At 71.4% G+C, this 12951-nt stretch carries 17 protein-coding genes, 1 tRNA gene, 1 pseudogene and 1 riboswitch; of the genes and pseudogenes, 11 read left to right on the forward strand and 8 right to left on the reverse strand.

Going from position 1 to position 12951, the window contains the following annotated elements:
• Nucleotides 1-81: 81 nt before the first annotated feature.
• Nucleotides 82-975, reverse strand: coding sequence for a LysR family transcriptional regulator (locus tag OG559_RS11270; protein ID WP_405114946.1), 894 nt, complete (start codon nucleotides 973-975; stop codon nucleotides 82-84).
• 157 nt (nucleotides 976-1132) lie between these two features.
• Between OG559_RS11270 and OG559_RS11275 the strand changes: the two genes are divergently transcribed.
• Genes OG559_RS11275 through OG559_RS11290 form a run of 4 tightly spaced genes read left to right on the forward strand, consistent with a single transcriptional unit; the run spans nucleotide 1133 to nucleotide 2621 of the window.
• On the forward strand, nucleotides 1133-1276 hold the full coding sequence (locus OG559_RS11275; RefSeq protein ID WP_405114948.1) for a hypothetical protein: 144 nt from the start codon (nucleotides 1133-1135) through the stop codon (nucleotides 1274-1276).
• A gap of 25 nt (nucleotides 1277-1301) precedes the next feature.
• Nucleotides 1302-1508: a hypothetical protein gene (locus OG559_RS11280; protein ID WP_405114950.1), complete on the forward strand. Its 207-nt coding sequence runs from the start codon at nucleotides 1302-1304 to the stop codon at nucleotides 1506-1508.
• Between the two features lie 10 nt (nucleotides 1509-1518).
• Nucleotides 1519-1986 (forward strand): GNAT family N-acetyltransferase, encoded by a 468-nt coding sequence (locus tag OG559_RS11285; RefSeq protein WP_405114952.1) that lies wholly within the window; start codon nucleotides 1519-1521, stop codon nucleotides 1984-1986.
• Complete coding sequence (locus tag OG559_RS11290; RefSeq protein ID WP_405114954.1) at nucleotides 1983-2621, forward strand: SAM-dependent methyltransferase; 639 nt, start codon at nucleotides 1983-1985, stop codon at nucleotides 2619-2621. Before OG559_RS11285 ends, OG559_RS11290 begins: the two co-directional genes overlap by 4 nt.
• Nucleotides 2622-2856: 235 nt before the next feature.
• Here OG559_RS11290 and OG559_RS11295 read toward each other — a convergent pair whose 3' ends face one another.
• The 3 genes and pseudogenes from OG559_RS11295 to OG559_RS11305 all read right to left on the reverse strand — a co-directional run.
• Nucleotides 2857-3210 carry a hypothetical protein gene (locus OG559_RS11295; RefSeq protein ID WP_405114955.1) on the reverse strand — a complete coding sequence of 118 codons (354 nt, stop codon included), beginning with the start codon at nucleotides 3208-3210 and terminating at the stop codon, nucleotides 2857-2859.
• Nucleotides 3211-3383: 173 nt separating this feature from the next.
• A complete protein-coding gene (locus OG559_RS11300; RefSeq protein WP_405114957.1) occupies nucleotides 3384-3578 on the reverse strand; it encodes a DUF397 domain-containing protein in 195 nt (64 codons plus the stop codon).
• A pseudogene (locus tag OG559_RS11305) lies at nucleotides 3566-3916 on the reverse strand (DUF5753 domain-containing protein); the annotation flags it as partial. The pseudogene OG559_RS11305 and the gene OG559_RS11300, both read right to left, overlap by 13 nt.
• A gap of 508 nt (nucleotides 3917-4424) precedes the next feature.
• Here OG559_RS11305 and OG559_RS11310 point away from each other — a divergent pair.
• Both OG559_RS11310 and OG559_RS11315 read left to right on the forward strand, forming a co-directional pair.
• Nucleotides 4425-4688, forward strand: a complete 264-nt coding sequence (locus OG559_RS11310; RefSeq protein WP_405114959.1) for a hypothetical protein — start codon at nucleotides 4425-4427, stop codon at nucleotides 4686-4688.
• A gap of 60 nt (nucleotides 4689-4748) precedes the next feature.
• Entirely contained in the window at nucleotides 4749-5561 is an 813-nt protein-coding gene (locus tag OG559_RS11315; RefSeq protein ID WP_405114961.1) for an inositol monophosphatase family protein, read from the forward strand.
• Here OG559_RS11315 and OG559_RS11320 read toward each other — a convergent pair.
• The gene (locus OG559_RS11320; protein ID WP_405114963.1) at nucleotides 5558-5818 is read right to left on the reverse strand and encodes an e9imm peptide; all 261 of its coding nucleotides are present in this window, start codon (nucleotides 5816-5818) and stop codon (nucleotides 5558-5560) included. The two genes, OG559_RS11315 and OG559_RS11320, sit on opposite strands and share 4 nt — an antisense overlap.
• Here OG559_RS11320 and OG559_RS11325 point away from each other — a divergent pair.
• Nucleotides 5817-5951, forward strand: coding sequence for a hypothetical protein (locus OG559_RS11325; RefSeq protein WP_405114965.1), 135 nt, complete (start codon nucleotides 5817-5819; stop codon nucleotides 5949-5951). The genes OG559_RS11320 and OG559_RS11325 overlap by 2 nt on opposite strands.
• Nucleotides 5952-6101: 150 nt before the next feature.
• Nucleotides 6102-6623, forward strand: a complete 522-nt coding sequence (locus OG559_RS11330) for a hypothetical protein (RefSeq protein WP_405114967.1) — start codon at nucleotides 6102-6104, stop codon at nucleotides 6621-6623.
• Nucleotides 6624-6705: 82 nt separating this feature from the next.
• Here OG559_RS11330 and OG559_RS11335 read toward each other — a convergent pair.
• A tRNA-Gly gene (locus OG559_RS11335) sits at nucleotides 6706-6779 on the reverse strand.
• Nucleotides 6780-7060: 281 nt separating this feature from the next.
• On the opposite strand from OG559_RS11335, the gene OG559_RS11340 reads away from it, so the two are divergent.
• Nucleotides 7061-8044: a zinc metalloprotease gene (locus tag OG559_RS11340; protein ID WP_405114969.1), complete on the forward strand. Its 984-nt coding sequence runs from the start codon at nucleotides 7061-7063 to the stop codon at nucleotides 8042-8044.
• A 71-nt stretch (nucleotides 8045-8115) separates the two neighbouring features.
• Here the strand turns inward: OG559_RS11340 and OG559_RS11345 are convergent, their stop codons facing one another.
• A complete protein-coding gene (locus OG559_RS11345; RefSeq protein WP_405114971.1) occupies nucleotides 8116-8676 on the reverse strand; it encodes a pyridoxamine 5'-phosphate oxidase family protein in 561 nt (186 codons plus the stop codon).
• Nucleotides 8677-8775: 99 nt separating this feature from the next.
• On the opposite strand from OG559_RS11345, the gene dcd reads away from it, so the two are divergent.
• The gene (dcd, locus tag OG559_RS11350; RefSeq protein WP_350880377.1) at nucleotides 8776-9354 is read left to right on the forward strand and encodes a dCTP deaminase; all 579 of its coding nucleotides are present in this window, start codon (nucleotides 8776-8778) and stop codon (nucleotides 9352-9354) included.
• A 51-nt stretch (nucleotides 9355-9405) separates the two neighbouring features.
• Here dcd and OG559_RS11355 read toward each other — a convergent pair whose 3' ends face one another.
• Nucleotides 9406-10446 carry an NlpC/P60 family protein gene (locus OG559_RS11355; protein ID WP_405114973.1) on the reverse strand — a complete coding sequence of 347 codons (1041 nt, stop codon included), beginning with the start codon at nucleotides 10444-10446 and terminating at the stop codon, nucleotides 9406-9408.
• A gap of 12 nt (nucleotides 10447-10458) precedes the next feature.
• Nucleotides 10459-10599: riboswitch (cyclic di-AMP (ydaO/yuaA leader) on the reverse strand.
• A gap of 212 nt (nucleotides 10600-10811) precedes the next feature.
• Between OG559_RS11355 and OG559_RS11360 the strand changes: the two genes are divergently transcribed.
• Nucleotides 10812-12803: an N-acetylmuramoyl-L-alanine amidase gene (locus tag OG559_RS11360; protein ID WP_405114975.1), complete on the forward strand. Its 1992-nt coding sequence runs from the start codon at nucleotides 10812-10814 to the stop codon at nucleotides 12801-12803.
• Nucleotides 12804-12951: the final 148 nt, after the last annotated feature.

Below are 12951 nucleotides of genomic sequence, written 5' to 3' on the forward strand. Positions count from 1 at the left end.
CCGCCCGGCGCCCTCCCTCGTTCCTGGCACGTTCCCGGGCTCAGCCGGACGCCGCACCCGGCTCAGGCCGGCGGGCGAGGCTCAGGCCGGCGGGCGTGCCGTCGTGTCCGTCGCGGCCCGGACGAACTCACGGACCCGGGCCGTCGTGTTGCTCTCCAACCAGACCGGCCCGCGCCGGATCGGCGGGGCGTCGCTGATCGGCACGTACGCGACGTCCGGGCGCGGGTAGTAGCGCCGGGTGTGCTCGCCGACCGGCAGGACGCCCCGGCCCAGCGCCACCAGGGTCAGCAGCTCGGAGAACGTGTCCCCCGTCGGGCCCTTCGGCACCGGCCGCCCCGACGGGGTGTGCTCGGGGGTGCGGTCCCGCTTGAACTCCGCCGAGGTCACCGCCGGGTACTGCACCACCGGGTGCTCGGCCAGCACCTCCAGCGAGACGGACCCGGCGCGGGCCAGGGGATGTTCGGCGGCCACCGCGAGCACCCGGCCCTCCGTCAGCAGCGCCGGGCCGCACGCCATCCCGTCGAACGGGTACGAGGCCACGAGCACGTCGACCGAGCCGTCGAGCAGGCTGGCCCGGGTGGTGGCGAGTTGCGCCTCGCGTACCCGCACCTCGCAGTCGGGGTGCCGCTCGCTGAACAGGGCGACGGCCCGCAGCAGCACCGACGCCGTCCCCTCGCCGAGGAAGGCGACCCGCAGTTGCCCGGTCATCCCCCGCCCCGCCTCGGTGGCCCGGCGCACCGCCGCCTCCATCCCGCCGACCAGCGGGCGCAGGTCGTCGGCGAGGCGGCGGCCGATCGGGGTCAGGGTCACCACCCGGCTGGTACGCGCGAACAGGGGCGCGCCGATCCGCCGTTCCAGCTTCTTCACCACGTGGCTGACCCGCCCGGTGGTCACCCCCAACCGCTCGCCGGTACGCCCGAAGTGCAGCTCCTCGGCCAGGGTCAGGAACGTCTCGACCTCGTACCGTTCCAGCATCCGACCCCCACCACGCGGCGACCCGGCCAACGTTCGTTGCGCCAGGGTAAACGGTCGTAGCCCGATCATGGCTTGGTCGGACCCGCCGCCCGGTCGATCATTGAGGGCATCACCCGGGGGCCTGTCCCTACCGCCTGACGATCACGAGGAGTACGCCATGCCCAGCGACTACCTGACCGGACTCGACGCCCCGCTGCGGGAGGTCGGGCAACGGGTGCACGCCGTCGTCGAGGCGGCCCTGCCGGAGGCGACGGGTCAGCCCGGAGACGATCATCGACCTGGTCCGGGGCCTGAGGGGTGAATCCAACGTCGACCATTTCTGCCTGGTGGTGGCCCCGCTCGACTGGGCCGAGGTGATCGCCTCGGGCGACCTCGACGTGGTCGAGGGGCCGGCGGGGCGGTTCGGGGCGCGGGGCAGCGCCACATCGGTCTACGTCCGGGACCCGGACGGCAACGTCGTCGAGCTGCGCTGGTACCCGCAGGACGAGCCGGCCGACGGTTATCCGGTGGATCGGGAGTCCGCCGGCCCCTAGGTTCACCGGGGTGGGTGATGACGTCAGGGCGGAGATCCGGCTCGCGGACGCGGCGGACGCGGCGGTGATCGCGCGTATCCATCTGCACTCCCGGGCGGCGACCATGCCGTATCTCCCCCCGCAGAAACGTAGTCCCGAGCAGGTGACCCGCTGGGTCGAGGACGTTCTGCTCAAGGAGTGCCGCATCTGGGTGGCGGTACGCGACGCGGTGGTCCTCGGCTACGCCGCTGTCGCGGGCGACGTGCTCGAACACCTCTATCTGCGGCCGGACGCCCGCCGTCAGGGCATCGGCACGCTACTGCTCGACGAGGTCAGACGGCACAGCCCGCACGGGGTGTCGCTGCACGTCTTCCAGCAGAACACCGAAGCCCGCGCCTTCTACGAGCGCCACGGCTTCACCGTCCTGGACACCAGCGACGGCAGCCAGAACATGGAACACCTGCCCGACATGACCCTCTGTTGGACTCCGAAGGGATGACGGCCCGGACCGACTGGCAGGCGTGGCACGAGCCCTACGCCGACGAGGGATCGTCCCTGTCGCGCCGGCTGCGCCTCGTGCGGCGCGAGATCGCCGCGTGGCTGGACGAGCGCCCCGACGACATGCTCACGGTGGTCAGCGCCTGCGCGGGCCAGGGGCACGACCTCGTCGGCGTGCTCGCCGGGCGGGCCGACGCGCACCGGGTCCGCGCGACGCTGCTGGAGTACGACCCGGGCAACGTGGCCGCCGCCCGGGATGCCGCCGGCCGCGCCGGGCTCACGAACGTCGCCGTCGAGCGGGCGGACGCGGGGCGGCTCTCGTCGTACGCGGGGGCGGTGCCCGCCGACCTGGTGCTCCTGGCCGGGGTGTTCGGCAACGTCACCGACCATGACGTACGCCGGACCGTGGCCGCCCTGCCGCAGCTCTGCGCGGCGGGTGCCACGGTGATCTGGACGCGGACCCGGCGCGCCCCCGACCTGACCCCGGCGCTGCGCGGCTGGCTACGCGACGCCGGCTTCGTGGAGCGGGCGTTCCACGCGCCGGAGAGTGTGCTCTTCTCCGTCGGCGTGCACCGGTTCGCCGGCCCGCCCCGCCCGCTCAACGCCTCCGGGGAACTGTTCACGTTCATCCACTAAAGCCTGTGTCGAAGTGCGGTGGCAATGCGGAGATCGGGTAGATCTTGGAAGATTTCGGCCCCTGGAGGGGCCGTTTGCTTCCAAGATCTCCCAGTTCCGGGGCGGGAGCCGCCGCCGACCCGGTCAGGCGCGCAAGAGCGCCCGGAGCGGGCGGGGCCCGGCGAGCCCTCACCCCGCACCCACCGCCCGCGCCGCTCCGAGGTGGACCGACTTCGACATAAGCGCCAGCTGTCGGCTACCGGAACTCGTGCACGACCTCGATCGACCCGACGATGTGGTCGTTGAACTCGTCCAGCTCCTCGGCGGGCACCCACAGTTCGAGGATGGACTCGCCGCCGGCCTGCCGCACCGGGTACCGGCGCACGAAGTCCGACTCGACGTGGAAGCGGGTCACGTACCCGACGCCGGACGCCGGGACGTTCCAGTCCCGGGCGATCATGATCGCGTACTCCTCGTTGAGGACCGGGTAGAAGATCGGCTGGTCCGGCAGGCGCGGCGGCCAGCGCCGCCACCCGGACAGGCGGACGAGATCCAGTTCCTCCGGACCGGTCGGACGCCACAGCACCGTCGTACCGCCACCGCTGCCCATCTCGACCTCGCCACCGCTCGTCCGGCCCTACCGATTCGAGCCCGGAGTGCCAGGACGGTACCGGGACGCCGACGACAGGCACCACCGGTTTCGCCGTCAGACCGCAGTCCGTCGGTACACGACAGAGCGCCCGCCGCGCTGCTGGAAGCGGGTGCTCCGGGGGTACGGGGTCGTCAGGCCCGTTCGGCGATGCGGGCGACGAACGCACTCCACGCGATCGGAGCGAAGGTGAGCGCCGGACCCATCGGGTCCTTGCTGTCCCGCACGGCAACGACGCCAGGAAGATTGTCAGCGACCTCCACACAAGCGCCGCCGTTGGAGCTGCTGCGGGTGCTGGTTCGCCACCGCGCGCCGGTCAGGTCGTCCATGCTCGCGCCCTCAACAGGTCGATGGTCTGGTCACGCGGAAGCGCTACCGATCTCACGGTATCCCAGACGGCCCAGAGGGGGGCAACGTCATTCGTGATACGGCCGGAGGACTGATCATCGAGGTAGCCGACCTCCTCGCCCTCCGGTGTGGTCGCGATGATGAAAGGCCCGGCCTGGCCTGGATGCAAGCCGGCGCTCAGTGGGAGAACGTGCACCATGACGTCGGGTCGCTGAGCTGTGGTCGCGAGGTAATCGAGCTGCGGGCCCATCACGGCTGGATGACCTCGGCGGAGCACCGCTTCGTCAATCACGAAGACTGTCAGCGGGGAACGCGGGCGGTACGTCTGGACTTCATAGTGCAACGCAGTGTGATCGCGCCGCAACTTTCGGGAGGCTTCTTATTTGGACGGCGTGAGTCGGTGATAGACAGCCCGGTTCATGTTCGTCGAGGGGCCGCCCCGGTCTTCCTGCGTTGAGGAGCGGGGGCGGGCTCCCTCTCCAAGACTCGACGGACAGGGAGCATCGTGCGGAACCGAGAAGGACGTCACCGCGCCAACAACCGCCGGGGCCGGCACGCCGCGTGTCCGTCGTGGCGGGAGCGCCTGGGAAAGGACAAGCCGAAGCCCGATCCGAAGCCCGCGCCGTCGCCGGCCCAGCCGGACCCGGTCCCGTACGACCCGCCGTTGATCGGCCCGATGATCCCGCCGCACGGTTCCCGCGTAACGACACCGCGACGCGGGTCCTGCGACCGGCGGCGGGCGAGTTCCGTGCGCGGGGCGGGAAGCTACGCGGCAACGGTGGTCGGCCGTGTCGGTGAGGGACTACGGCCCGACGGCAGGACGTACCGTGAGCCGCCCCCACCTGCCGATGCGCCCGGCCTGGCTCTGTTGGGTCTGTGCCGCGCAGTGGCCGTGTTCGGCGGCCCAACTCGACCTGGCCACCGAGTTCTACGGCCATTCGGTCGCGCGCGCCTTCTACCTGGCCACGTCGATGTACGAGGCGATGGACGACGTGTACCGGCTGGGCGGACGCCCCGACGGGCCCGCCATGTACGCCCGGTTCCTCGGCTGGCTGTCCCTGACGCGTCGACCGCGCCACAGAACGCAGTAGAGCGCCCGGCTCGCCGGATCGGGCCACATTCGACCCGTCGAGGGCCGGTACCCTGCGCGCATGCCGAACAGCGACGAGGACGTGGCGATCGAGGCCGCGCAAGCGGGAGCCGTCGTCGTCCGGGCCAGGTACGGAGCCGCCCTGACCCGCTTCGAGAAGTCCGGGGGTGACTTCGCCACCTCGGCCGACATCGAGGCGGAGAACGCCATCCTCGACGTCCTCCGCTCCGCACGGCCCGAGGATGCCGTGACGGGTGAGGAGAGTGGACGCACAGGTGCCGACGACACCGCCCGCGAGTGGCTGGTCGACCCCCTGTGCGGCACGCTCAACTACGCCGTACGCAACATGCTGGTCGCGGTGAACGTCGCGCTGCGGGCCGATGCGAGGGTCGCCGTGGCGGCCTCGGCCGACCCGTTCACGGACGAGGTGTTCTGGACCGACGGCACTCACGCGTACGTACGCCGCGACGGCGTGGACGAGCGACTCGCACCCTCCGCCGAGTCACGATTGGTGGACGTCAATCTCGATCCGCCGTTCCCGAACGCTCCCCGGTTCCGGGCGGCGCGGCTGCTCGCCGACCCGGGGTTCGTCGAGCGGTTCCGGCCACGCGTGGTCTCCACCACCCTGGCGGTCGCCTGGGTCGCCGCGGGCCGACGGGCCGCCTACGTCACCGACGGCGACCTGCGGGACAGCGTGCACTTCGCCAGTGGGATCGCCCTGTGCCAGGCCGCGGGATGCGTGGTGACCGGCATCCAGGGACAACCGCTGCACACCGGCGCGGGCGGGCTCATCGTGGCTGCGGATCGCCAGACGCACGCCGCCCTGCTGGCGCTGGTCGACAAGCAGTTCCCACCCGACGGCGACGTCATCTAGCTGGTCGCCGGCTCCGTCCACGGCCCGGACCGCATCTCGATCGGCGCGTAGGCGAGGGCCCGGTCAACGACCTCAACGGCCGTCAGCTCCGGGACCGAAAAGATCATTTCAGCGACGTCCGGGTAGACGAGGTCACGTTCGAGCTGAGCCAACAGGTCGTTGAGCTCAGCATCGTCCGCGTAGCCGAGACTCATGATCCGCTCAACGAGGACGATGGCCTCATCCCGGGTGAGTTTCGGAGGCAGACTCTGATCCATGCCGCGCAGCGTAGGCGAGCGTGCTCGACGCCCCGGCGTCCCGGTCGGGTACGGCCCGCCGACCGCCCTGCGCCGCCCCAGCCGACCAGCTCTGGACCTACCCTGCGAGGCCACCGCCGCGTTCGGCGTCTGATCTCCGCGAGGGTTTGCGCGAGCCCCGCACAATGAGCCTGTGCCCCGCACTGGACTGGTTGTCCGACAGATCCTGCTGACCCTCGGTTCCCTACTCACCTGCTTGGTGGCGGGAGGCGCGGCGGGTGCCCTCTACAGCCACGGCCTCAGCTTGCTCGTCGTCGTGCTCAGCACAGTGTTCACGGTGCTCGGTCTCTTCGGCATGGGGCTGGTCTGGTTCATCGGCGAGGACGGGACGGACGTCGAACCGGGGTGGATCGTGCCGATGACGATCGCTTCGATCTGTCTGCTCGCCGTCGCCCCCATCGGTGTGGGCCTCGCCTACCTCGAAGTGTTCGGGGAGCGGGTGGCTGTCGTGGTCACCGAGGACAGCTCCGGCAAGTCCGCGCCCGGCACCTACCAGGCGGTTCGGGTCGCCACGGTCGCAAGCGGCGAGGACGTGGGCGAGATGACCTACAGGTCCGAGCATGATCTACAGGTCGGCGACAGGCTGGAGGCGCTGGTCGATCCACGCGGCTGGTTCCTGCCGGACACCATGCAGTCCTACCCGCCTTTGCGCAATCTGGGGTACGGCCTCACCGGCGCCGGACTCGGCCTGCTCCTCCTGATGACGGTGTTGCGTACGCGCCGGGACCTGCGGCGCTATCGACTCACGGGCACGCGGCTGCCCTGAGGCGGGCACGGGCAGCACAGGAAGCGGTAGCAACATCGAAGGCCCTGGCTGGGACTCGCGTCCTGACCAGGTCCTTCGTGCGTGGAGCGGGTGACGGGAATCGAACCCGCACTGTCAGCTTGGGAAGCTGATGTTCTGCCATTGAACTACACCCGCAGGCGGCCCCACTGTACCCGACGACGTCGCCGGGTGCATCCAGGCACCCCGTCGCGCGCCGCCCACCGGCAGCCGTCGGGCCGACGGCGCGGCTCGCACTCCTCCCCACCCGATCCAGGGCCGCCCTCACCGCCTCCCCACGATCCGTCGATGAGCCGTAGAAGTTCCATGCCGGCAACTCATAGGCGTTTTCAAATGCTTCGATGGGTTGTAACGTCTGCCACACGTTTCAGCCACGGCGCGACACACCCCCTGCCGCGCCGACAGAAAGAGGTAGGCCCATGGGACTCCGTGCCAACCTGCTGACCCGGCGTACCGCCGGCGTCGCGTCGACGGCCCTCGCACTCCTGCTCAGCACCGCCGCCGTGGGCGTCGTTCCGGCCGCGTCGGCCTTCTCCGCCGCCCCGGCGGAGGCGTGCGCCGAGCCGGCCGACGTGCACTCCGACGCCCGGGTCAAGGCGGGCGCACAGGCCAAGCACGAACCCAACGAGCTGACCGCCGCACAGGTCCGCGAGCGCGAGGCCGACCTGGCGGGCGCCCTGCGCGAGCGGGCCAGCTTCCGGGCCGGCGCCGGTGCCGGCACGCTCGCGACCGTGAACATCCCGGTCGTCGTGCACGTCATCCAGGAGAACAGCACCCGGGCCGGCGGCAACATCCCGGACTCGCTGATCAACTCGCAGATCAACGTGCTGAACCAGGCCTACAGCGGTGCCACCGGCGGCGCGGCGACCGCCTTCGGCTTCCAGCTCCAGAAGATCAACCGGGTCACCAACCCGGCGTGGTACCCGATCGTGTCGGGCTCGTCGGCCGAGCGCTCGATGAAGACCTCGCTGCGTGAGGGCGGCAAGAACACCCTGAACGTGTACCTCGGCGAGCTGAGCGACGGCCTGCTCGGGTGGGCGACCTTCCCGAAGCGCACCCTGGACAAGATGGACGGGGTCGTCGCCCTGAACGAGTCGCTGCCGGGTGGCACCGCCACCAACTACAACCAGGGTGACACCGGCACCCACGAGGTCGGCCACTGGCTGAACCTGTACCACACCTTCCAGGGCGGCTGCTCCGGCTCGGGCGACAGCGTGAGCGACACCCCGGCGGAGGCCTCGCCTGCGTACCAGTGCCCGACCGGGCGGAACACCTGCACCGCGACCGGCCTGGACCCGATCACCAACTTCATGGACTACACCTACGACTCGTGCATGTACCAGTTCACGGCCGGGCAGGCGAGCCGGATGCTGACCGCGTGGAACGCGTACCGCGCGGCCTGACGCACCCCTGTTCCTGACCCTCCGGTGCCGGCTCCGTCCTTCGACGGGGCCGGCACCGGCGTCGTCGGGGGTCAGGCCGCCGCGCGGTGGGAGCCGCGGACGCGCCGGGTCGGCCCCTGATCCGGTACGCCCACCGGGGCGCCACCCGGGTCACCAGCGGACCGGGGGTCGAGCCACACCTGCACGGCCGGCTGCCCCGGGCCGCCGCCCGGGAAGACGGCGCCGCCCTGGTAGCGGCGGGCGAGCATCGCCACGTCGACGGTGAACTCGAACAGCCGCCAGTCCACCTGCGGGGCAGCCCGCCCCAGCTCGGCGAGCCGGGCCACCCGGGCCTGGTCGGTCACCGGCCACGCGTGCCCCGCCACGTACGCCTCGTCGTCGCTGTCCTCCGGCGGGAAGGAGTGCAGCGCGTAGCGGCCGTCGCGTTCGAGGTCGCGCCGCTTCGGCGAGTCGACGATGAAGCAGAAGAGCCCGTCGTCGGTGATCACCGGGGAGACCGGGTGCACCCGGGGCCCACCGTCGGCGCGGACGGTGGCCAGGTAGCCGAAGCCCGGCCCGTACTGCTGCATGAGGAGGCGGATCCCGCCGGCGAGTCGTGGCTCGTCAGCGGCGAATTCGGACCAGGAAGCCATGTGGACATTCTATCGAACACGTGTACGACAGGCGAGCGCGGCGCGCCGGTCGCCGTAGGCGATGACAGGCCCGCCGACCAGGGTCGCTATGGTGTGCCGATGCTGCTCTCCGACCGCGATCTCGTCAGCGAGCTGAAGGCTGGCACGCTCGCGCTGGAGCCGTTCGAGCCCACCCTGGTGCAGCCGTCTAGCATCGACGTGCGCCTCGACAAGCTCTTCCGGGTCTTCAACAACCATCTCTACACGCACATCGACCCGTCGGTGCAGCAGGACGACCTGACCTCGGCGGTCGAGGTGCCCGACGGCGAGCCGTACGTGCTGCACCCGGGCGAGTTCGTGCTCGCCTCCACGCTGGAGGTGATCTCGCTCGGCGACCAGCTCGCGGGCCGGCTGGAGGGCAAGAGCTCGCTGGGCCGGCTCGGGCTGCTCACCCACTCGACCGCCGGGTTCATCGACCCGGGCTTCTCCGGTCACGTCACGCTGGAGCTGTCCAACGTGGCGAACCTGCCGATCACGCTCTGGCCGGGCATGAAGATCGGCCAGCTCTGCATCTTCCGGCTCTCCTCGCCGGCCGAGCACCCGTACGGGTCGACGGTGTACGGCTCGCGGTACCAGGGCCAGCGCGGCCCGACGCCGAGCCGCTCCTGGCAGAACTGGCGCACCTGGCCCACCCGCTGACGGCGCGGGCGCGATCGAGGGACCCGTCCCGCGGAACGGGCCCCTCGCCGCTCAGTCGGGGCGGCCGTAGCTGTGGATCTGGCCGTCGTCGACGCGCTTCATCTTGACGGGCTGGCCGGCCTGGGAGGCGTGCACCACCCAGCCGCCGCCGACGTACATGCCGACGTGGTGCAGGTCGGCGTAGTAGAAGACGAGGTCGCCGGGGCGCAGGTCGGCGCGGCTCACCCGGGCGGTCACCGACCGCTGCTGGGCCGCGTTGTGCGGCAGCGACACCCCGGCCTTGGCCCAGGCCGCGAGCATCAGGCCCGAGCAGTCGTACGAGTTGGGGCCCTCGGCGCCCCAGACGTAGGGCTTGCCGATCTGGGCACACGCGAACTTCACCGCGACCCCCGCGCCGCCGCCGGGGTAGGCAGCCGGGCAGGGAGCGGGACGCAGCGCGCCGCCACCGCCGGTGCCGTACACCTTGAGCCGCAGCTTCTGGAGCCGGTCGATCTCTGCGTTGATCTGCTTCCGCTTGGCGGCGAGCTGCGCCTCGGTGCGGGCGAGCTGGGTGACCATCTCGTCCAGCGGCTTCTTCTTCGCATCGAGCTCGTCGCGGAGGTCGATGACCGCCCGGATGTCGCGCTGCTGGCGCTCGGCGAACTGGTCGAGCAGTTCCAACTGTCCCATCACCTGACCGGGCGAGCGGCTGCCGAGCAGCGCGTTCACCGCCGACAGGTTCTCACTCTTGTACGCCTCGACGGCGAGGCCGCTGACCTTGTCCATCGCCTCGTCGACCCGGCGTTGCAGCGGCCCGATCTGCTTGGCGACGGCGTCGGCCTGCCGACGCTTGAGGGCGAGGTCCTGACGGGTGGCGTTGTGCCGCTCGATGAGCGGTTCGAGCTTGTTCCAGTCCTGGTCGATCTGCCGCTCGATCTCGGCGATCGAGGGATCGGCCTGGGCCGAGGTCGGGGCGCCGGTCAGGATGACGGCGGCGCCGGCCAGTGCGGCGAGGGCGGTGGTGAAGCGTGACCAGCGTGGGCGCGGCGTAACAGGCGTCCGGTCGGCGTGCGCCGACCGGCGTGACGGGCGCCGCAGGGCAGGGTGTGCCACCTGGCTCCGTTCTCCTTCTTCCTTGACCGCCTACCGGGTTAGCTGACGGGTTCGGGCGGGAAGGGAGAGCGCCCTACCGCAGCGGCGCTGCGGATTCACCCCGGCGTACCTGGGTCCCCGGTTCACCCGGAGGCGACTCGGCGGTGTCGGACCGTCACCGCCCGGCTGGGCGATACAGCTACCGGCCGACGATTGACCAGAGTAGAGACGCCCGTTATCGATCCGCAACCCGCCGGGCCATACACGCCGCACCACGCCCAGCGTGCGGAAGTTTCCTTCACATCGTGGTACCTGGTGGAAAGCTATTGACGCGGGAGTGCGGCGGCGGAAGGGTGACCTCAAACAATGCCCAACCAGGAGGTTCGATGCCCCGTTCCGTCGTGTCGTCGAGCAGACGGATCCTGCTCGCCGCCGCCGTGGCCGCAACCACGGCCCTTGTGCCCCTCGGTACCACCGCCTCCCCGGCCGCGGCCGGCCAGACCCCCGACCGCCAGCAGCAGTACGCTGACGCCGCCGCCGAGTACGGCGTGCCGGAGAGCGTCCTGCTCGGCGTCTCCTACCTCCAGTCCCGCTGGGACACCAACGCCGGCACCCCCAGCACCAGCGGTGGGTACGGGCCGATGCACCTAACCGACGCCGAATACGTGACCGGCCTGCCCACCGGCACCCACCACGACTCCGGCGACGAGGACCCGCGCGGGGACGACTCCCGCCCGGCCCCCGCCGCCGCCCAGCCCTCGGCCGACGAGGCCCCGACCGCGGCGTCATTGCAGACCCTGGACACCGCCGCCACTCTGACCGGGGCCGACGAGGCTGCCCTGCGCGCCGACGCGCCGACGAACATCCGGGGCGGGGCGGCGCTGCTCGCGTCGTACCAGCGGCAGATCGGCGCCCCGGTCGGGGCCGGCACCGACCCGGCGGCCTGGTACGGCGCGGTGGCCCGGTACGCCGGCGCGGACAGCGCCGACGCGGCGGCTTCCTTCGCCGACGAGGTCTTCGGCACCATCGCCGGCGGCGAGAGCCGGGTGACCGACGACGGGCAGCGGGTGACCCTCGCCGCCCGGGCGGTGACCCCGCAGAAGTCCTGGCTGGACCGGCTCGGCCTGCGCCTGCCGGCGCGCCCCGACGGCCTGGAGTGTCCGTCGACCATCTCCTGCGAGTGGATCCCCGCCCCCTACCAGTCGCTCGGTGCCGACCCCGGCGACTACGGCAACCACGACCTGTCCGACCGGCCCAAGCGGCAGAAGGTCGAGTACATCCTCATCCACGACACCGAGGGCAGCTACGCGGGCACGGTCAACATGGTCCAGGACCCGACCTACGTGAGCTGGCACTACACGTTGCGCTCGGCCGACGGGCACATCGCCCAGCACGTGAAGACCAAGGACGTCGCCTGGCACGCCGGCAACTGGTACGTCAACTCCAAGTCGATCGGGCTGGAGCACGAGGGCTTCGCCGCCCAGGGCACCTGGTACACCGAGGCGATGTACCGCACCTCGTCGAAGCTGGTCCGGTACCTCGCGCTGCGGCACGGCGTCCCGCTGGACCGGCAGCACATCATCGGCCACGACAACGTCCCCGGCACCGTCGCGGCGAACGTGCGGGGCATGCACTGGGACCCGGGCCCGTACTGGGACTGGTCGCACTACTTCGACCTGCTGCGCGCGCCGGAGCTCAACACCGGCACCCCGCTGACCGGCATGGTGCGGATCAACCCCGACTTCGCCACCAACCGGCCGGCGTTCACCGGCTGCGTGACGGCGGGCGTGCCGTGCCCCTCGCGCGGCTCCTCGGCGGTGGTGCTGCGCAGCGCGCCGAGCGCCGACGCGCCGCTGGTCAACGACATCGCCCTGCGTCCGAACGGCACGCCGGCCACGATGGCCGTCTCCGACCACGGCGCCCGCGCGTCGACCGGGCAGACGTACGCCCTGGCCGGCCGTGATGGTGACTGGACGGCGATCTGGTACCTCGGGCAGAAGGCGTGGTTCCACAACCCGGCGTCCGCGCCCACGGCGGCCTGGACCCTCGGCCTGGTGGCCACCCCGAAGGCCGGGAAGGCGACGATCCCGGTGTACGGGCGGGCGTACCCGGAGGAGGCGGCATACCCGGCCGGCGTGCCGTACCAGCCGATCTCGCCGTTGCAGTACACCCTCTCCGCCGGCCAGCGGTACGCCGTCGGCAACGTGCTGCCCAGCGAGTACTACCGGGCCGCCACGTTCGACGGCTCGGCCCCCGGTGACCGGACGGTGATCCGGGGTGAGAAGCAGTACGTGCAGATCCAGTTCGGTTACCGGATCATGTACGTCGACCGCGCCGACGTGAACCTGGTGCCGTCCCCGCTGGGCGCGCCCCGCTGACGGTCGCCCCTCGGCACGACGAAGGCCCCCGGTCGGGTGACCGGGGGCCTTCGTCGTGGACGGTGCTCGGGTGTGGGCCTCGCGTGGCATCGGGTCCGGGCGGCCTTCGCGGGGGCCGAGACTCCTGGCTGCGCGGCCCGCACCGGAG

This window comes from Micromonospora sp. NBC_01405, assembly GCF_045040155.1.
Lineage (GTDB): Bacteria > Actinomycetota > Actinomycetes > Mycobacteriales > Micromonosporaceae > Micromonospora.